The 19,013-nt window shown below is 64.5% G+C and carries 10 protein-coding genes and 1 pseudogene; 3 read left to right on the top strand and 8 right to left on the bottom strand.

The window, feature by feature from the left end:
• Positions 1 to 58: 58 nt before the first annotated feature.
• The 4 genes from ACZ1G8_RS06905 to ACZ1G8_RS06890 all read right to left on the bottom strand — a co-directional run bounded on the left by ACZ1G8_RS06905 (position 59) and on the right by ACZ1G8_RS06890 (position 6,072).
• Positions 59 to 592, bottom strand: a complete 534-nt coding sequence (locus ACZ1G8_RS06905; RefSeq protein ID WP_472678719.1) for a hypothetical protein — start codon at positions 590 to 592, stop codon at positions 59 to 61.
• Between the two features lie 22 nt (positions 593 to 614).
• Positions 615 to 2,651: a TIR domain-containing protein gene (locus ACZ1G8_RS06900; RefSeq protein WP_472678717.1), complete on the bottom strand. Its 2,037-nt coding sequence runs from the start codon at positions 2,649 to 2,651 to the stop codon at positions 615 to 617.
• A gap of 451 nt (positions 2,652 to 3,102) precedes the next feature.
• On the bottom strand, positions 3,103 to 4,650 hold the full coding sequence (locus ACZ1G8_RS06895; protein ID WP_472678716.1) for a class I adenylate-forming enzyme family protein: 1,548 nt from the start codon (positions 4,648 to 4,650) through the stop codon (positions 3,103 to 3,105).
• A gap of 36 nt (positions 4,651 to 4,686) precedes the next feature.
• Positions 4,687 to 6,072 carry an L-serine ammonia-lyase gene (locus ACZ1G8_RS06890; RefSeq protein WP_472678715.1) on the bottom strand — a complete coding sequence of 462 codons (1,386 nt, stop codon included), beginning with the start codon at positions 6,070 to 6,072 and terminating at the stop codon, positions 4,687 to 4,689.
• 128 nt (positions 6,073 to 6,200) lie between these two features.
• Between ACZ1G8_RS06890 and gyrB the strand changes: the two genes are divergently transcribed.
• Both gyrB and ACZ1G8_RS06880 read left to right on the top strand, forming a co-directional pair.
• On the top strand, positions 6,201 to 8,729 hold the full coding sequence (gene gyrB, locus ACZ1G8_RS06885; RefSeq protein WP_472678713.1) for a DNA topoisomerase (ATP-hydrolyzing) subunit B: 2,529 nt from the start codon (positions 6,201 to 6,203) through the stop codon (positions 8,727 to 8,729).
• Between the two features lie 24 nt (positions 8,730 to 8,753).
• Positions 8,754 to 9,821 (top strand): AI-2E family transporter, encoded by a 1,068-nt coding sequence (locus ACZ1G8_RS06880; protein WP_472678712.1) that lies wholly within the window; start codon positions 8,754 to 8,756, stop codon positions 9,819 to 9,821.
• On the opposite strand, the gene ACZ1G8_RS06875 is transcribed toward ACZ1G8_RS06880, so the two are convergent.
• The 4 genes from ACZ1G8_RS06875 to mtnP form a co-directional block, all read right to left on the bottom strand.
• Entirely contained in the window at positions 9,818 to 10,345 is a 528-nt protein-coding gene (locus ACZ1G8_RS06875) for a C97 family peptidase (protein WP_472678709.1), read from the bottom strand. The genes ACZ1G8_RS06880 and ACZ1G8_RS06875 overlap by 4 nt on opposite strands.
• A 52-nt stretch (positions 10,346 to 10,397) precedes the next feature.
• Positions 10,398 to 13,535, bottom strand: a complete 3,138-nt coding sequence (putA, locus tag ACZ1G8_RS06870) for a bifunctional proline dehydrogenase/L-glutamate gamma-semialdehyde dehydrogenase PutA (protein WP_472678707.1) — start codon at positions 13,533 to 13,535, stop codon at positions 10,398 to 10,400.
• An 85-nt stretch (positions 13,536 to 13,620) separates the two neighbouring features.
• Positions 13,621 to 15,123 carry a glycerol-3-phosphate dehydrogenase gene (gene glpD, locus ACZ1G8_RS06865; RefSeq protein ID WP_472678706.1) on the bottom strand — a complete coding sequence of 501 codons (1,503 nt, stop codon included), beginning with the start codon at positions 15,121 to 15,123 and terminating at the stop codon, positions 13,621 to 13,623.
• Positions 15,120 to 15,992, bottom strand: a complete 873-nt coding sequence (gene mtnP / locus ACZ1G8_RS06860; protein ID WP_472678705.1) for an S-methyl-5'-thioadenosine phosphorylase — start codon at positions 15,990 to 15,992, stop codon at positions 15,120 to 15,122. The genes glpD and mtnP overlap by 4 nt, the downstream gene beginning before the upstream one ends.
• A 237-nt stretch (positions 15,993 to 16,229) precedes the next feature.
• Here mtnP and ACZ1G8_RS06855 point away from each other — a divergent pair.
• Positions 16,230 to 19,008: pseudogene (locus tag ACZ1G8_RS06855) on the top strand (phosphoenolpyruvate carboxylase).
• Positions 19,009 to 19,013 lie beyond the last annotated feature (5 nt).

The raw sequence follows: 19,013 nt of genomic DNA, 5'->3' as shown, positions 1-19,013 counted from the left end.
CAAGAAGCGCAGGGCCAATTGCGCCCCGAAACGAGGCTGGAATGCGGGTTTCGGGAATTCAGTCGGCGCTTCCTGACGATTCCAGCGCAAGAAGGCGCGTGCTGCCCCGGTTTGTGATCTTGGGATCGGCTATGAGCCAAGCCGGATTGCCGGAGCCATCGACGTCGATGCCGACTTTGAGCGCAAGGCAATAGGTATAGTCGCCAGCGTCCGAGTTCTTGTCACTCACGCGAAGCTCGTCCGGCGCGTCGAACGTCACCGCGAACTGGCCGCCCTGCTGCGGCACATTGGCCTTGTTGGGCTTTGCGTTGCCGGGAAGCACCCAGAAATTGTCTTCCGCTATCAGAGAAAACGCGGCGGGATAGAGGACCCCGTCGATGGCGACGAAGGGGGATTTCCAGCGATATACGATGTCGACATCGTCCGAGATATCGAGCGCATTGAGGTTGAGAGAGCCATCCTCGGTCATAAGGACCGGACCCGAGGGTGATACCTGCTGGAAGATGAAGTCGCCGGTGTAGAATTCCTTACCCTGGCCGTTCTGCCACTTCAGATTGAATCCCATCACGTTCACTTTGATTGTGGTCGTCATTCTTGCCTCCTGTTCCAGGCGTTCAGATTGCGATCCGCTTGTCGATCAGTGCGCTGATTCCCTTTTCTGCGAGTTTCTGTCGGAGCTGGCGGGCGAGGTCGCCCTGCCCGAGCCTTTCGGCCGCCACTGCGCGCAGTGCGGTCATGTTTACGTCGAGACCTGCCTTCTCGTCTTCGAGAGCGATCGCCCGGGCATAGGCGGCAGCCGCCGCCGCCCGGTCGCCCATCCGCTGAAGAGCGGACGCCTCGATGAGGTGTGCGGCGACCAGCGGCCATGTCGTGGGAGCATCGCCTTCGCCGAGCCGGTCGATCCAGCGCCGAGCGAGTCGCAGGTGCTCTGCCGGCGGCGCATCGGCACGATCGGTAAGCCCGCGGCTGAGTTCCAGCGTGGCCGGCCGTTCGACGTTCCAGTTTACATTCTTCGCATCGCGGCCCTGCAAGTCGGCCAGCAAGGTCTGCGCACGGTCGAAGTCGGCCGAAGCCTCGGCATCGCGCCCCGCAGTCCAGTTGAGCATTGCGCGCGTACCGATCGCTGAAATGGCCATCTCGATGGTCCAGGTATTTTCCGAGTCCTGCGCAAGGAGGTTCTCCGCAGTGGCCGCCGCATTGTCGAGCGCCCAGCGCGCCTGCGCCTGTTTCCCTGTAGCGGCCAGCAGCCAGCCGAGTTGCTGGCGGGCGAATACCAAGGGACGAAGCGCGTCCGAGTTGCGCGGAGCCTTCTTCAAGGCTTCCTCGTAAAGCGCGATCTCCTTTTCGAGCGTTCGCTGCGCTTCGGAGAATTCGCCGAGACTGTTCTGCGTGCTGGCGACCCAGGAAATGCCCTCGCCCCATTCGATCAGGCGGGCTGCCGGCCGGCCCTCTGCCGCCGCGACGCGCTCGACGGTTTCCACGCTGCGCTCGAACAAGGGGAGCGCGGTCTCGTAATCCCCGCCGTCGAATGCCAGCGTGCCGAGGTTCGAGAGCGCGTAGCTCTCTTCCATCTGCCAATCGAGGTTCGACCGGTCCATCTCGGCCAGCCGGGTGGAAATGCGCGCGTAGCCTTCGAGCGATTCCCGCGCGGCATCCGTATCGCCGCGCTGCCATGCGATGTAGCCGACCCAGTAGAGGCTCTGGCCATGGGCGAAGAGAGCATCGGTATCGTTCGGATTGCGCTCGATCAGCTCCTTGGTGGTCCGGGCCGCCTGCCGGAAAGCGGGCAGGGCCCGGTCGTTGTCTCCGCGAAGGTTGTGCATTTCCGCGACAAGCTGGACGGCGCGCGCGCGGCGGGCGAGCTCTTCGGCGCTGAGATCTTCGAGGTCCTGCGAGGCATAATAATCCATCGCCCGTTCGCCGACGCTATCGAGCAGGTCCAGCCGCCCCACCGGCTCCAGCTCTTTGCGCAGGTCGGTCAGCATGTACTCGATCAGGCCGTTGGCCTCGGCGCGTTCGGCGCGTGCGGTGTCGCGTTGCTGGAGGGCGTAGAGCGCCATCGCGATGGCGACGACCATGCCGATGAACGAGGCCGCAGCAATAAGGGCCATGCGGCGGTTGCGCTGGCGCGACTGGCGATCGACCAGCTCGTCGAGCCCCACCCCGATCAGTCCGGCGACCAGCTTTTGGACACCTAGCTTGCGCCCGTCGACTTCGGGCCGGAGGTCGGCCGCGATCGGCTCCGCCAGCTCTTCGGTCGGTGTTCCGTCCTCGTAATGAACCAGCAGAGGCGGGGGCATATTGTAGGGCGGTTCGCCATCGATGACTGCCGGAAACACACGGGCGTCGCCGTTGACCCTCTTGAAGAGGTCGATCTCCTTCGCGATCCAAGGGGAAATGGCCGAATGCGGTGAGCACAGGACGATCAACGCGTCGCTGTTCCTGATCGCTTCTTCCAGCGCGGCGCCGAGGTCTTCCGAGGCCGGAAGTTCCTCGCGATCCTTGAACACCGGCCGCAATCCACTCTCGAGACCGGGCGCGTCGATACCCTCGGGCACACGAAAATTTTCGAGCTGCCCGTGCAACCAGTTCGCGACCCGCTTGTCGCGGTGCGAATAGCTGATGAATGCCTTGTAGCGTCTCGTGGCCAAGCGGTTCCTCCGGATGCGACCCCGGATACGACTCGGCAACCCACTGTTATGGCGACAGGATGTAGGAATATTGCAAGGCGCGCAACCGTGCACGCAACCGCACACCGAGGGCGCGCTGCCGTCGACACTTGCGTAAAACGCAACTATAGTCGACGTTTTCTCACTTTCGTTCAAACGCTTGCAATATTATTACAAGCCTCACAGACGACGCCGAGATGTCCCTCCCAATATTCTCAGCGTCGCAACGAGATGGCGACAGTCCCTTCCCCAAGATACTGTCGTCGCCTTCCTCCGGGCCAGCGGGCCAGCCGGAACGGCACTGCGAACTCCTAGCGCAGGGCAACGCTCCCCCGGAGGCGATATGGCAGCGAGTAGAGACGCGGCCGCCCACACACTCCTCTCCCCTCCCCCCAATGTGTCGGCGCCGCGTCTCGAATCGCGGCGGCGCACATCACGCAGGCAGGCCGCGGCGCTCCGCTTCTTCGCGCAGGTCGGTCTTGAGCAGCTTGCCGATATGGCTGCGCGGCATCTCTTCGATGGCATGCAGCAGTGCCAGCCGCTGGGTCTTGCCGAGCCGTGAATTGACGGCCTCGCGGATTGCCTCCGGATCGCGCGCGCCCTCTTCCAGCCGAACGAAGCCCACCGGCGTCTCGCCCCACTGACGCGACGGCACGCCGATCACGGCCGCTTCGAGCACGTCGCCTTCTTCGAGCAATGCATTTTCGAGGTCGACCGGAAAGATGTTAAACCCGCCCGAAATGATCATGTCCTTGGCGCGGCCGACAAGTTCGACGAAGCCTTCCGCATCGACGCGCCCGATATCGCCCATGCGCTGCCAGACCTCGCCCGTTTCGGGGTCGGTCCAGTAACCCTCGCGCGTTTTCTCGGGCTGGTTCTTGTAGCCCGTCATCATCGTCTGGCTGCGCCCGATCAGATTGCCCGGCGTGCCCGGCGCAACCGTATTGTCATCGTCGTCGAGGACCTTGAGTTCACTCCCCGGTGCGGGGCGGCCGACGGTGTGCAGCTTGTCTGGAAACTTGTGCGCTTCGAGCAGGCAGACGACGCCGCCCTCGGTCATCGAATAGATCTCGATCAGTGCGCCCGGCATGCGCTCGAGCACCTCGCGCTTCAGCTCTGCGGAGAAGGGTGCGGAGGTACAGTATTTCAGCGTGAGCGAGGAAAGGTCGAACTCGTCGAAACGCGGCTCGTCCATCAGGCGCTGGTACTGGACCGGCACGAGCATCGTGATCGTCGTACGATCGGACTGTGCGTGCTCGAGCCACCGCAGCCGGTCGAACTTGCCCATCACGCGCACCGTGCCCCCGGCGAGGAGGGCGGGCAGGAAGGCGACCATCGTCGTGTTCGAATAGAGCGGTGTCGAGGCGAGACTGCGGACTTCGAGCCCGGCCTCTAGCCAGCTTGCTGCCGTTGCAGCGAATTGCCGCCAGCGCATCTGGTGCGAGTGGACGATGCCCTTGGGCGTGCCGGTCGTGCCCGATGAATAGATGATGTTGAACGGATCGGAAGGCTGGTGCTCGACCTCCGGCGCAGTGGTGCCTGCAGGCGCCATCCAGCGATCGAGTTCTTCGTCGAGAACGATCTTCGTCATGCCGGGGAAGCTTTGATCACCGAGTTCGGAAAGCTTGGCGCGGTCGATAAAGATGTGCTTCGCGCCCGAGTCCTTTGCCATTCCCGCCAGCTGCTGCGGGCTGGCGCTTGTGGTCAGCGGCGCAGCAACACCGCCGGCGCGAACGGCGGCAAGGAAGACGAGCGCATAGGCCGTGCTCGAATAGCCTAGGATGGCGACTGCCTGCCCGCGCTCGAGTCCATCTTCGAGAAGGCGGGCGGCGATACGCTCGACCCTCTCGCCAAGCTCTGCCCAGGTAAGGTCGCCGCGTTCGTCGCGCAGGGCGAGCGCTTCGCCCAGTTGCCGGACATTCCTGCCCAAGATGTCGCTGAAATTGCCGAATGGTGCGGCGAGGTCGTAGCTGTCTCCCATGGCGCGCACCCTATCGACAGGCGCGGCGCTGTCGAGTCAGCATTCGATGACGTTGACGGCGAGCCCGCCTTGCGAAGTCTCCTTGTACTTGCTGCTCATGTCGAGCCCGGTCTGGCGCATGGTCTCGATCACCTGGTCGAGGCTGACGGTGCTTTCGGCGCCTGTCCGGTGCAATGCGAGGCGCGCCGCGTTGACCGCCTTCACCGCGCCGATGGCGTTTCGCTCGATGCATGGCACCTGCACCAGTCCACCAACCGGGTCGCAGGTCAGGCCGAGGTTGTGCTCCATTCCGATTTCCGCAGCGCTTGCGACCTGAGCAGGTGTGGCGCCCCACAATGCGGCCAGTCCGCCCGCCGCCATCGAGCAGGCGACGCCAACCTCACCCTGGCAGCCCATTTCCGCACCCGAAATGCTTGCCCGTTGCTTGTAAAGAAGGCCGATCGCACCGGCGGTGAGGAGGAAAGTCCGGCGACTATCGCGGCAAGGCTCCTCGCCTTCGGTAACACAATAGAAGCGGATCACGGCAGGGATGATGCCCGCCGCACCATTGGTAGGCGCGGTGACGACGCGGCCACCCGCGGCATTTTCCTCGTTCACCGCCATGGCATAGCAGTTGAGCCAGTCGAAAAGCTGCTCGCGCTCGTTCGACAACGGATTGGCCGAGAGCTTGTCCCACATGTCGGGAGCGCGGCGCTGGACCTTGAGCCCGCCGGGCAGGATACCGCGCTGCGTCAGGCCGCGCTCGATGCACTGGTCCATCGCCCGCGCAACCCGGTCGATCCCTTCGAGCGTCTTGTCGCGCGGCCGAAATGCGTCTTCGTTGGAAAGCACCAATTCGGCAATCGGCTTGCCGGTCGCCTCGCAGCTGGCGAGCAGCTCTTCCGCCGAACCGAAGTCGAAGGGAACCAGCATCCCCGCGTTGATCCGGTCGTCCTTGGGCTTGCGTTTCAGCTGCGCTGCCGAGGCGACGAAACCGCCGCCGGTCGAGTAATAGGTGCGCTCGGCAAGCTTCCCGCCGGACTCATCGATCGCAGCCAGCTTCATGCCATTGGGGTGGAGCTCGGGAATGATGTGTCCGGCAAGGTCGATATCCGCCTCCGGGTTGAAGACGATGTCATGCTTGCCGCCAAGCAGAAGACGCTTTTCCTCGCGCAGCTTCGCGAGCGCCGTCGCAGCCTCGTCGGGACAAGTGGTGTCGGGCGCAAAGCCCATGAGGCCGAGCATCGTCGCATCGAGAGTGCCGTGCCCGACGCCGGTCAGCGCCAGCGAACCCTGCAATTCCACTGCGAGGCGCGCGGTCTTCTCCAGCTTCCCGCCCTTCGCCAGCGAGCGCACGAAGGTCCGCGCGATGCGCATCGGCCCGACCGTATGCGAGGAAGAAGGACCGATCCCGATCCGGAAGATGTCGAGCACAGAAAGCATGAATGATCGATGCGCCCAAACGGGGCCGAAATCAACCGGTTGCAGTTGCAACCTTCCGCCCTTTTCCCTGTGGGTAAAATTGGCCCGAAATCTTTGGTTTTTACCCCTCCAGAGCCTATATGATGGTCATGGACGAGAACACCCCAGAACAGGGCGCAGAAGCGCCGAAGAAGAACGGTTACGGCGCAGACTCGATCAAGGTCCTCAAGGGCCTCGACGCAGTCCGCAAACGCCCCGGCATGTATATTGGCGATACCGACGACGGATCGGGCCTTCACCACATGGTGTTCGAGGTGTCGGACAACGCCATCGACGAAGCGCTGGCAGGTCACTGCGACCTCGTGCTGATCGAACTCAATTCCGATGGCTCGGTGAGCGTGGAAGACAATGGCCGCGGCATTCCCGTGGACATGCACAAGGAAGAAGGAGTCTCGGCGGCAGAGGTCATCATGACCCAGCTGCATGCGGGCGGTAAGTTCGAGAACACCTCGGATGACAACGCCTACAAGGTGTCGGGCGGCCTCCACGGCGTGGGCGTCTCGGTCGTCAACGCGCTGTCCGAATGGCTCGAACTCACCATCTGGCGCGACGGCAAGGAACACTGGATGCGCTTCGAGCACGGCGATGCGGTGGAGAGCCTGCGCGTCGTGGGCGATGCCCCGCCGGTCGCCTCCAACGGCGACGAGAACGGCCTCAAGAAGGGCACGCGCGTCACTTTCATGGCGAGCGACGAAACCTTCAAGAACGTGACCGAGTTCGATTTCGACCGGCTCGAGCACCGCTACCGCGAGCTGGCCTTCCTCAACTCGGGCGTGCGCATCCTCCTGCGCGACAACCGTCCGGAAGAGGCGCTCGAGCACGATCTCTTTTACGAGGGCGGCATCGCGGCCTTCGTGAAATATCTCGACCGCAACAAGCAGGCGCTGGTCTCCGATCCGATCGCCGTGTCGGCAGAGAAGGACGGCATCGGCATCGACGTCGCTCTCGAATGGAACGACAGCTATTACGAGAATGTCCTCACCTTCACCAACAACATCCCCCAGCGCGACGGGGGCACGCACCTTGCAGCCTTCCGCGCCGCGCTGACGCGTACGCTCAACAACTACGCGACCAATTCCGGGCTGATGAAGAAGGAGAAGGTCTCGCTTTCGGGTGAAGACATGCGAGAGGGCCTCACCGCCATCGTCTCGGTCAAGCTGCCCGACCCCAAGTTCTCCTCGCAGACCAAGGACAAGCTGGTCAGCTCCGAAGTCCGCCAGCCGCTTGAAAGCCTCATGGGCGAGAAGATGGGCGAATGGCTCGAAGAGAACCCCAACGAAGCCAAGGCGATCATCCAGAAGATCATCGACGCCGCCGCTGCCCGCGAAGCCGCGCGCCGTGCGCGCGAGATGAGCCGCAAGGGCGCGATGAGCATCGCCTCGCTGCCGGGCAAGCTCTCCGACTGCCGCGAGCGCGACGCCTCCAAGGCCGAACTCTTCCTGGTCGAGGGTGATTCGGCAGGCGGATCGGCGAAGAACGGCCGCGACAGCCAGTACCAGGCGATCCTTCCGCTGAAGGGCAAGATCCTCAACGTCGAGCGTGCGCGTTTCGACCGGATCATCTCTTCCAAGGAAGTCGGCACCCTGATCCAGGCGATGGGCACGGGCCTCCGCGATGAGTTCGACCTCGAGAAGCTGCGTTACCACAAGGTCGTTATCATGACCGACGCCGACGTCGACGGCGCGCATATCCGTACGCTGCTGCTGACCTTCTTCCACCGCCAGATGCCCGAGATCGTCAAGGCCGGGCACCTCTACATCGCGCAGCCACCGCTCTATAAGGTCACGCGCGGCAAGTCGGAGGTCTACCTCAAGGACCAGGCCGCCTTCGATCGCTACCTGATCGATGCCGGTCTGCAGGGCCGCATTCTCGAAACCGCCGGCGGCGCGCGCGCCTCGGGTGAGCTCGAGGCGCTGGTCCAGCATGCGCTGAGCGTGCGCAACCACATGAATTATGTGCCGCGCAAGTACAACGCCGAAATCATCGAGGCGATGGCTCTGGCAGGTGCGCTGAACCCGGCGGGCGGCGATCGTTCGCCGGCGCTCACCAAGGCTGCGGCGCAGCTGCAGATGGGCGATCCGGAAGCCAAGTGGTCCGCCGAAATGGGCGAAGACGGTCAGGTCCGCTTCATGCGCGTGTGGCGCGGCGTCACCGACGTCTACGAGATCGAAGCGCGCTTCCTCGAAAGCGCGGAGGCGCGCAAGCTCCACCGCGTCGCGCAGGAGAACGCGGAAGTCTATGCCTCGCCCGTCCGCCTCATCAAGGGCACCGAAGACGATGCGGAGGAGCAGGTTGACGCAGCCGATGTCGAGGAGGCGGACGATGCACCAGTCGTCGGTGACGATGCGATCATCCTGCCCACGCAGCTGGTCGATGCGGTGATGGCCGCGGGCCGCAAGGGTCTCAAGGTCAGCCGCTTCAAGGGCCTGGGCGAAATGGACGCCGAACAGCTGTGGGAGACCACGCTCGATCCGGAAAACCGCGCATTGTTGCAGGTGAAGGTCGAGGACGCCGACGTGACCGACGAAATCTTTACCCGCCTGATGGGCGATGTCGTCGAACCGCGCCGCGAGTTCATCCAGGAGAACGCCCTCAACGTCGCCAATCTCGACGTCTGATAGCGCTCTAAGGGGAGGAGCGACATGGAACATCTCGGCAAGACGCGCATCGAACAGGGCGGCTTCCTGCTGTTCCTCGCGCTCGTCAGCCTCGCCGCGCTGGTGGTAGTGCTGCCCTTCCTCAACCCACTCCTGTGGGCGACGCTGGCGGCGATCATGTTCCAGCCGCTGTTCCGCTGGTTCCAGGCCAAGCGCCCCGGCAAGGACACGCAGGCCGCACTACTCACCCTGCTGGTGATCTTCATCGCGGTGATCATTCCGGCGCTCTGGATCGGCAGCGCGGTTGTCAGCGAAGCGGCCCGTCTGGTGGTCGCCTTCCAGCAGGGCCAGATCAATATCGGAGACTGGTTCGAGCAGGTCTTCGGCCTACTCCCCGCCAGCCTGCAGGCCAGCCTAACCGAGAGCGGAATGGGCGATTTCCCTGCCCTACTCGACCGTGCACAGGCCTTCCTGCAGGCCAGTCTCGGACTGATCGCGCAGCAGGCCATCGCCATCGGCGGAAGCGTTTTCGGTTTCGTGCTGGCCTTCGCGATCGGCCTCTACGTCAGCTTCTTCCTGATCCGCGACGGACGCAAGATTGGCGAGACCGTGCTCCATGCGCTCCCGATGGAACGCGGCGTTGCCGACCAGTTGGCCGAGCGCTTCCTCGGCATCGTGCGCGCAACGATCAAGGGCTCGGTCGTCGTCGGACTGGTGCAGGGCGCGCTCGGCGCGATCACCTTCTGGATCGTCGGCATGCCCTCGGTCCTCCTGCTCAGCGTGATCATGGCCATCGCCTCACTCCTGCCCGCCATCGGCCCGGCCATCGTATGGGCGCCGGCCGCGCTCTATCTCTTGGCGACGGGCGCGATCTGGGAGGGTATCGTGGTGCTGTTTTCGGGCGTTGCTGTAATCGGCATGGCCGACAACATCCTGCGCCCCATCCTCGTCGGGCGCGACACCGGCATTCCCGACTGGCTGATCCTGATCACGACGCTCGGCGGCATCGCGCTGATGGGCTTGTCGGGCATTGTCGTCGGGCCGCTGGTCGCGGGCCTGTTCATCGCGGGCTGGAGCATCCTCGCCGAGCAGCGCGACGAGGTCGCAGCCTAGTCGACAACCCTGGCGCCTAGTTGCGGATTGAGCCCGGTGATGTGGTTGAGCCACTTCTTCGGGCGGCGCAGCATGTCTTCGGGATAGGCCACCTGGAGGCCGACGATCCTGGCAATCTCGCCAACGAAGTGAATGCAGTTGCGCGTCTTCAGGTCGTAGAACTTGCCCGGTGCGTTGCGCCATTCTTCCACCATCGCGCGGACCTCGTGATAGGTCTCGTCAGAAATCGTGATCGTGAAGTGGCGGTTGGTCTTGGTCAGCCACTTCTCCTTCTCGACCAGGATCATGTGCCGGCCGGGCCCATTGAGCAGGTGAAGGCCGGTGTTCTTGGCGGAAAAGCCGAAGTTCTCCTTGATTGCGGTGCCGTCCTCCAGCGTGCCGACCATCGAGACGAAGGTATGCGGATAGCGACCTGCCAGCACCGATCCGTTGAACGAATGGAAGGTGATGTCGACAGCTGCGGCGGCCAGCGAGGACCAGCCGAGCGCAACGAGCAGGACGAGACTGCGGAGGATGCGAACCATGGCGCGGACTTAATCCAAGCCCGCTGCGTTTCGCAACCTCCAGCAGCTCGGTTCAGCTTGCCAGCAGGGTCGCGTTGCCGCCTGCTGCGGTCGTGTCGATGCAGACCACGCGCTCGGTCGCAAAGCGCGCGACATAATGCGGGCCGCCCGCCTTGGGGCCGGTGCCCGACAATCCCTCGCCGCCGAACGGCTGGCTTTCCACCACCGCGCCGATCTGGTTGCGGTTGACGTAGAAATTGCCGACCCTCGCCCGTGCCTCGATAAAGGCGCGCATGTCGTCGTTGCGGCTGTGGAGGCCGAGCGTGAGACCGTATCCGGTGGCGTTGATCTCCTCGATCACGCGGGCGATTTCCGAGGCGCGATAGCGGACCACGTGCAGCACGGGGCCGAAGTTCTCTCGCTTCAGGTCGAGAATGCTGTCGAGTTCGATGATCGTGGGCGCGACGAAACAGCCCTTCGACGAACCGCGGTGCAGCTTGCGCCGCCAGACCTGCGAACCGCCGGTCTTGCGGCGTGCGACGTGCCGCTCGAGCGCGGCCTTGGCGTCGGGATCGATCACCGGGCCGACATCGGTCGAAAGCTCTTCCGGATCGCCGATGGTGAGCGCTTCAAAAGCACCGCGGATCATCGCGAGCATCTCGTCGTAAACGTCGTCCTGGATATGCAGGACGCGCAGCGCCGAACAGCGCTGGCCCGCGCTCTGGAAGGCGGAGGCGACGACATCGCGCGTGACCTGCTCGGGCAGCGCGGTCGAATCGACGATCATCGCGTTCTGGCCGCCGGTCTCGGCAATGAAAGTCGCGATCGGGCCGTCGCGTCCGGCGAGGCTGCGATTGATCGCCTGTGCGGTCTGGGTCGATCCCGTGAAAGCCACGCCTGCGATGCGCGGATCGGAGGTGATCATCTCGCCCACGTCGCCCGCGCCAGGCAAGAGCTGGAAGGCTTCCTCGGGAATGCCTGCCTCGTGGCAAAGCTCGACTGCGAGCGCGGCAATCAGCGGCGTCTGCTCTGCAGGCTTGGCGACCACCGTATTGCCTGCAGCAAGCGCGGCGGCCGGCGGGCCGATGAAGATGGCGAGCGGGAAGTTCCACGGGCTGATGCAAGCGAACACGCCGCGGCCGGCAAGGCTCAACCGGTTCTCTTCTCCGGTCGGCCCGGGCAGCGGGATCGGCCCGGTGAACTGGCGGCGCGCTTCGCTGGCGTAATAGCGCAGGAAGTCGACCGCCTCGCGCAGCTCCAGCACCGCGTCGGTCAGCGTCTTGCCGGCCTCGCGCTGGCAAAGCGAAAGGAACTCGTCGGTGTGTTCCTCGAACAGGTCGGCTGCCGCCTCGAGCAGCAGCGCGCGCTTTTCGCCGCCGAGCGCATTCCAGCCGGGCTGGATGGCTTCTGCGCGGGCGATCGCTTCCTCGACTTCGAAATCGAGGCTGTCGCGGCGCGTGCCCACCTGTGCGGTGAGATCGTGCGGCTTGTTGATCGGAGCGACCTCGCCTTCGCCCGAAGACATGAATGTCGGCTCCGCGCGCCACTGCTTGCCCTCGAGCTCTTCGAGGCGCTCCATCAGCGGCTCGCGCACGAGCGGGTCGGACAGGTCGATGCCCGCCGAATTGCGGCGACTGCCGAAGATGTCGGTCGGCAGCGGGATCGCCGGATTGCGATAGGGCTCGAGCGCCTGCATGTCGGCGACGGGGCAGGTCACGAGGTCCGATACTGGCACCTCGGCATCGGCCATCCGGTTGACGAAGCTGGAGTTCGCCCCGTTTTCCAGGAGGCGGCGCACCAGATAAGCGAGCAGGTCCTTGTGCGTGCCGGTCGGCGCATAAATTCGCACATTGGTGCGACGGTTGCCCTCGACCTGCGCGAGCGCGCCGTAGACGTCCTCGCCCATGCCGTGGAGGCGCTGGAATTCGAAGGGCTTCGATCCCGCCAGCGCCTTGATCGCGCCGATCGTATAGGCGTTGTGAGTGGCGAAAGCGGGGTAGATCACGTCATCTGCAGCGAAGAGCTTCTCTGCACATGCAAGGTAGCTGACATCGGTGCCAAGCTTGCGGGTGAAGACCGGATAGTCTTCGAAACCGCCGACTTGGCTGAGCTTGATCTCGGTGTCCCAATAGGCACCCTTGACCAACCGGACGAAGAAACGGCGATCGTATTTACGGGCAAGGCGGGCGATCCATTCGCACATCGGCACACCGCGCTTCTGGTAGGCCTGGATCGCAAGGCCGAAGCCATGCCACTGGCTGCCGTCTTCGCGGGTGAACAGCGTATCATCCCGCGCCAGCGCCTCGATGATGTCCATCGAGAGTTCCAGCCGGTCGGCCTCTTCCGCATCGATGGTGAAATGGATGTTCGCATCGCGCGCCTTGGCGGCAAGGTCGCGCAAGACCGGCAGCAGGTCGGTCACTGCCTTGTCCGTGTGCAGGAAGGTGTATTTCGGATGCAGCGCGGAGAGCTTCACCGAGATGCCCGGGCTGGTCGAAACCTTGCCCGAAGCCTCGCGGGCGAGACGGTCGATGGCGCGCTCGTAAGCCTGGCGATACCTCTCGGCATCCTCATAGGTCATCGCGCCTTCGCCGAGCATGTCGAAGCTGTGCGTAAGACCCTTGGAGCGCTCGGGTGCGGCGCGCTTGAGACTCTCGTTGATCGTGCGACCGTAGACGAACTGCCCACCGAGGATACGCATCGCCTGGAGCGTCGCCTTGCGGATCACGGGTTCGCCGAGGCGGTTGACCGCGCGCTTCAGGGTTTTGCCCATGCCCCTTTGCGCTTCTTCCGGCCGCTCGAGGACTTCGCCCGTCAACATCAGCGAGAAGGTCGCCGCATTGACGAAGGTCGAGGCGCTTTCGCCCATATGCTCGGCCCAGTCGATGTCGCCGATCTTGTCGCGAATGAGCGCATCCGCGGTCGGCGCGTCAGGCACGCGCAGTAGTGCCTCGGCGAGGCACATGAGCGCGACGCCCTCTTCCGTGGCGAGGCCGTACTGGTGGAGGAAAGCGTCGATCCCGGACGCCTTGCGGCGGCGCGCGCCTTCGATCAGCTGTGCTGCCAGCCCGGCGGCCTCATCGTGTTTTGCAGCGGCGTTCGCGGCCTGTGCGATGCGCTCGGCGACACAGGCATTCTCCTCGGCCCTGTATGCTTCGCGCAGGGACTGGCGGGAAATGGGGGTAAGGCGAACAGGATCGTGCAGGGCCATGCGACTCCGGGGCAGCTTGAATGAGTATGCCCGCCACTTGGACCCGATGAAGGGCGCTTTCAAGCTTTGTGAAGGGGTGCCGCCGTTACGGCGTGGCTGCCTCGCGGCGAGCGTCGAACCACGCCCCCACCGCAAGGATCGCATCCGGCGGTAAATGCAGGGCAAGTTTGCTCCTACGCCACAGAACATCCTCTGCACTGCGCGCATATTCGTGGGTGGCGAGATAGGTGAGTTCGGCCTCGTAGAGATCGCCCCCGAGACACGCGCCCAGCCCGTCCACCGAACTGGCCTCGCCCACCACCATGTCGAGCCGCGTGCCGTAGGCGCGGGCGAGGCGCAGCAACATCTCCGGCGGGATCCAGGGATGACGCTCGCTTGCCTCCCACAGGAAGTGCGCGAAATCGCCATCTTTCATGTCGCCGCCGGGCAGCGGTGCATCGGCGGTCCAGCCCTCGCCCGGCACATCGATGTGACCCGACAGCTTCTCGAGCGCATGCTCGGCGAGCTTGCGATAGGTCGTGATCTTGCCGCCATAGACCGACAGGATCGGCGCGCCGCCCCCGGCCTCGACCTCGAACACGTAATCGCGCGTCACCGTCGAATTGCTCGCCGCCTTGTCCTCGTAGAGCGGGCGCACGCCTGCATAGGTCGAGACGATGTCCTCTTCGGTCACCCCGCTCCTGAAATAGCGCGTGACCGCCTCGCGCAGATAAGCGCGTTCCTCTGCGCTGATCTCCACGCGATCGAGATCGCCTTCGTAGAGCATGTCGGTGGTGCCGATCAGCGTGAAGTCGCGTTCGTAGGGGATCGCGAAGACGATGCGCTTGTCGGGCTGCTGGAAGATATAGGCGTGGTCGCCCGGATAGGCGCGCGGCACGATGATGTGGCTGCCCTTGACCAGCCGCAGGTGCGCAGGCGTGCCGCTGCCGAGCGCGGTCTTGGCGACCGTATCGACCCAGGGTCCTGCTGCATTGACCACGCAGGCAGCCTCGATCGTGTTTTTGCCCCCGTCGCCTTCGAGCGTGGCGGTCCAGCTGTCCGCATGGCGTTCGAGCGCGGTGCATTCGGTCCGCGTGAGAACCTTGGCCCCGCGCGCTTCGGCATCCATCGCCGTCAGCACGACGAGGCGCGAATCCTCGACCCAGCAATCGGCGTATTCGAAGCCCGACTTGAGGCTGTCCTGCAGGATCGCCTGGTGCGGCGCCTTGCGCAGGTCGAGCCGGTGCGATCCGGGGAGCGTCTTCTTCCCGCCGAGCCGGTCGTAGATCGCGAGCCCCAGCTGCAGCATCCACTTGGGACGCATGCCCTTCAAATGCGGGAGGACGAAGCGCAGCGGCCAGATAATGTGCGGCGCGTTGGCAAGCAGGACTTCGCGCTCGCGCAGGCTCTCGCCGACGAGCCGGAATTCGAATTGCTCGAGATATCGCAGCCCGCCGTGCACCAGCTTGGTGCTGGCCGAAGAGGTGTGCGAGGCGAGGTCGTCCTTCTCGACCAGCAGCACTTTCATGCCGCGACCGGCGGCATCGCGCGCGATCCCCGCGCCGTTGATACCGCCGCCGATAACGAGAAGGTCGTAGGCCTCGCTCATTGAGCGCGGAACAGGCGTCCGGCGACCGCGTCGAGCTTGGCCATCAATTCGCGGTCGTGCTTGTCGGGCGCCGTGAGCACCGCATCATCGAGCGCGCGGTCGATCGGCGAGGGCGTGCGCTTCTTGGGCAGGCCCTTGCAGAAGGCTTCGACCGTCTTGACCGCAATCGCCGAATTCTTGTTCATCTGTTCGATGATCACGCCGACATCGACAGCGTCCTCGCTATCGCGCCAGCTGTCCCAGTCGGTGACCATCGCGAGCAGCGCGTAGGGCAGCTCGGCCTCGCGGGCGAGTTTCGCCTCGGGCATGCCGGTCATGCCGATCACTTCCGCCCCCCAGTGCCGGTAAAGCTTGCTCTCTGCGCGGGTCGAGAATTGCGGGCCTTCCATGGCGAGATAGGTCGCGCCTTCGGTTACATCCGCACCGGCTTTCTCGGCGGCCTTGGCGGCGTGCTTCGACAGGCGCGAGCAGACCGGATCGCCCATCGAGACATGCGCGACGAAGCCGCTGTCGAAGAATGTCGAGGGCCGACCCTTCGTGTTGTCGATGAACTGGTCGACCGCGACGAAGCGGCCCGGCGGCAGCTCTTCCGACAGCGAACCGACCGCGCTAATCGCGAGGATGTCGGTGCAGCCTGCACGCTTCAACGTGTCGATATTGGCCCGCGCATCGACTTTCGAGGGCAGATGAACATGCCCGCGGCCGTGCCGCGGCAGGAAGCGCACGCGCACATGGCCGATCGTGCCGCACAGGATCTTGTCCGAAGGCTGGCCCCAGGGCGAGGAAACCTCGATCCACTGGCGGTCCTCCAGCGCGTCCATCGCATAGAGGCCCGAGCCCCCGATGATGCCGATGGTCCACTCGCTCATGTATTCTGCCCCCTGATTGCCCCGAGAACTGCCCAAGCACGGGGCATGTCACCGGAGGGTTGGCGCTTTGGGTTAACGGTCCGGCAGGGGTGAAGAAAGCCAAGGCACAAGTAAAGCATGCACTTATTTGGGATGCGCAAACCTATTCATGCTGCAATGCAGCGTGCCAGCTTGACTCGACCGGCACTTTGCCGCGCAATCATCGTAGATAAGTTGGAGCCTTGGGAGAACCGGACCGTGCCGGAATTGCAGCCGCTGACATTTGCCACCCTCACGCATCGCCTGCGCGACCTGCACCAACGCACCCAGGAAACGCCGCTGTTCAACCCGGTATTCCAGCTGGCCCATGACCTGTCGCGAGAGCTGGAAGCGGGCGAAATCTCGCTCGGCGACATTGCCTCGCTGGTCGAGGAACTCGAAACGCGCTCGCTCGAGACGCGGGCCGACCGGCTGTGCACCCTCGTCAAACCGCAAGACGCGGCAAGGCGGATGAAGGAATTCTGCAAGGCTTCGGATGGTTTCGAAGCTTTTCGCGACCATTGGTCGCATCCCCAGCTGCACGTCGTCTTCACCGCCCATCCGACCTTCCTGCTGACGCCGGACCAGTCCGATGCGGTGGCCGAGGCTGCAGGTGGAGGCGATCCGGTTTCCGCAGCAACGAACGCCGAACGGCCCGAGATCACCCTGCAGTACGAGCATACCCGCGCAATGCGGGCGATTGCCCATGCGCAGGATGCGCGCGACCAAATCAATCGCAGCGTCCTGTCCTGCGCGGCATCGCACTGGCCCGACCAGTGGCGCAGCCTCGATCCCCTGCCGTTTCGTTTCGCCAGCTGGGTGGGCTACGACATGGACGGGCGTACCGACATCAAGTGGTACACCTCGATCGCCTTCCGCCTTTCCGAGAAGGCCCAGCGGCTCGAGCGATATGCTTCGCAGCTCGAGGAAACCGACGCAGGCCATGCGTTGGTCGAAACGCTACGCGCCGCACACGCTCGCGCAGCTTCGAGCGCCGACGAATTTGCGGGCGACCTGTCGGACCATGCGGACCTGTCGGCGGCGGCGAGATCGCCTGACGGTTGAAGGTGAGGACAAGCTGCTGAGCCTTGCACCGCTGGTTTCGCAGCTCGAGGAAGAGGCGCTGTCGGCCGATGCGGAACGCGCGATTGCCCTCAAGACGCTGGCAGCCGCAATGCGAGCCGACGGGCTCGGAATGGGCCACATCCATTTCCGCGTGAACGCCAAGCAGCTCCACAACGCGATACGTTCGCGCATCGAGGGCGGGGCCGATCTCGACCTCGGCAGCAAGGGCGCGGTCGGCGCGCTGCGCGAACTGGTCTCCAACGCACAGCCGCTTTCGGCGAACTTCGCGTCGCTGGCAGTCGAGAGCTCGACCGCGGTGCGCCAGTTCCTCGCCATGGCGCAGATCCTCAAGCACGTGGATGCCGACGCGCCGATCCGCATGCTCGTGGCCGAATGCGAACAGCCCGCGACGGTCCTTTCCGCACTCTATTTCGCCAGGCTCTTCGGCATCGACGAGAAGGTCGACGTCTCGCCGCTGTTCGAGACCGAGACCGCGCTCGAGCATGGCGGGCGCTTCCTCGATTCGCTGCTCAAGGAGCAGGCCTATCGCGACTATGCGCGGAAACGCGGCCGCGTGGCGATCCAGACCGGCTTTTCCGATGCCGGCCGCTTCGTCGGCCAGATCCCGGCGAGCCTTGCAATCGAACGCCTACAGGGGCGGCTCGCCAATGCCATGGTGGCCAACGACATGACCGATGTCGCAGCCCTCGTGTTCAACACGCATGGCGAGGGCATGGGCCGCGGCGCGCACCCGAACAGCTTCAAGGACAGGCTCGAATGGCCAATGAGCCCATGGGCGCGCCGCCGCTTCGCGCGTGCGGGCATCCGGCTCGAACCCGAAGCCAGTTTCCAGGGCGGCGATGGCTACATGTTCTTCGCAACGCCGAAGCTGGCGCTGGCGACGCTCTCGACCATCGCCGAGCTCGCGCCCGCCGATACCGATCCGGATGTCCCGACCGATCCCTTCTACCGGCGCACCGACCTCAGCCTCGATTTCTACCGCGCGATCAAGGATCACCAGCAGTCGCACCTCGAAAGCCGGACTTACAGCCGCGCGGTGACCGCTTTTGGCCTGGGCCTGCTCAACTCTACCGGCAGCCGCGTCTCGCGCCGCCAGTCGGACCTCTCGGCGGACCGCGACATGAGCCTGCGCCAGATCCGCGCGATCCCGCACAATGCGATTCTCCAGCAGCTCGGCTATCCGGTGAACATCATCGCCGGTGTCGGCAGCGCGGCGCAGAGCAATTACGAGGATATCGCGGAGCTCTTGCGCGAAAGCCCCCGCGGGCGGCAGATCATGCGCCTCGTGCGCGCCTCGAACGCGCTCGCCAGCATCAAGACGGTTGCCGCCTATGGCGAATTGTTCAACTCGGCCTATTGGGCGAGCCGCCCCTATCGCGGAACCGAGGAGCACCTCGCGAAGGCCTGCGAGACGCTGGCCGAATACCTCATCCAAGATGATCGCAACGGTGTCTTCCGCCGCCTCGCCTCGCGCCTGCGCGTCGATGCCCTGAAGCTGCACCGGCTTTTCGATCTCGTGCCCGACGAAGAACCGCATCCCGAGCGCGAACAGGCGCGCCGCACCATCGGCGTGCTGCAATCGCTGAGGCTGGCGCTGTTCCAGCACATGTTCCTGAAAGCCGTCTCGGTCCCCGCCTTCAGCCGCGCCAACGATATCTCCCGCCGCGACGTGCTGGAGATGGTGTTCACGCTGCGCGTGGACGAGGCGCTCGCACAGATGCGCCGTGCCTTCCCGGCGAGTATCCCCGCAACGCAGGACTTCGCGATGGAGGAGGCCGCGCAATACCCGCGGGCAGGAAGCGAAGGCTACGACGCGATCCGGCGCGACTACATCGACCCGATCGAGGACTCCTACGCCCTCACACTGCGCATCTCGACCGCGATCGCCAACCAGTTCGGCGCGCACGGCTAGGCGGG

This window comes from Qipengyuania sp. BR81-2 (genome assembly GCF_055693895.1).
Note: the sequence above shows the minus strand (reverse complement) of the source record. Positions and strands in the feature narration are given on the sequence as shown.

Bases quoted from the DNA above. Each gene is read 5' to 3' on its own strand.
- ACZ1G8_RS06880 (WP_472678712.1), top strand. From the start codon at position 8,754: ATGGAACATCTCGGCAAGACGCGCATCGAACAGGGCGGCTTCCTGCTG.
- mtnP (WP_472678705.1), bottom strand. From the start codon at position 15,992: ATGAGCGAGTGGACCATCGGCATCATCGGGGGCTCGGGCCTCTATGCG.
- ACZ1G8_RS06890 (WP_472678715.1), bottom strand. From the start codon at position 6,072: ATGCTTTCTGTGCTCGACATCTTCCGGATCGGGATCGGTCCTTCTTCC.
- glpD (WP_472678706.1), bottom strand. From the start codon at position 15,123: ATGAGCGAGGCCTACGACCTTCTCGTTATCGGCGGCGGTATCAACGGC.
- ACZ1G8_RS06875 (WP_472678709.1), bottom strand. From the start codon at position 10,345: ATGGTTCGCATCCTCCGCAGTCTCGTCCTGCTCGTTGCGCTCGGCTGG.
- gyrB (WP_472678713.1), top strand. From the start codon at position 6,201: ATGGACGAGAACACCCCAGAACAGGGCGCAGAAGCGCCGAAGAAGAAC.
- putA (WP_472678707.1), bottom strand. From the start codon at position 13,535: ATGGCCCTGCACGATCCTGTTCGCCTTACCCCCATTTCCCGCCAGTCC.
- ACZ1G8_RS06905 (WP_472678719.1), bottom strand. From the start codon at position 592: ATGACGACCACAATCAAAGTGAACGTGATGGGATTCAATCTGAAGTGG.
- ACZ1G8_RS06895 (WP_472678716.1), bottom strand. From the start codon at position 4,650: ATGGGAGACAGCTACGACCTCGCCGCACCATTCGGCAATTTCAGCGAC.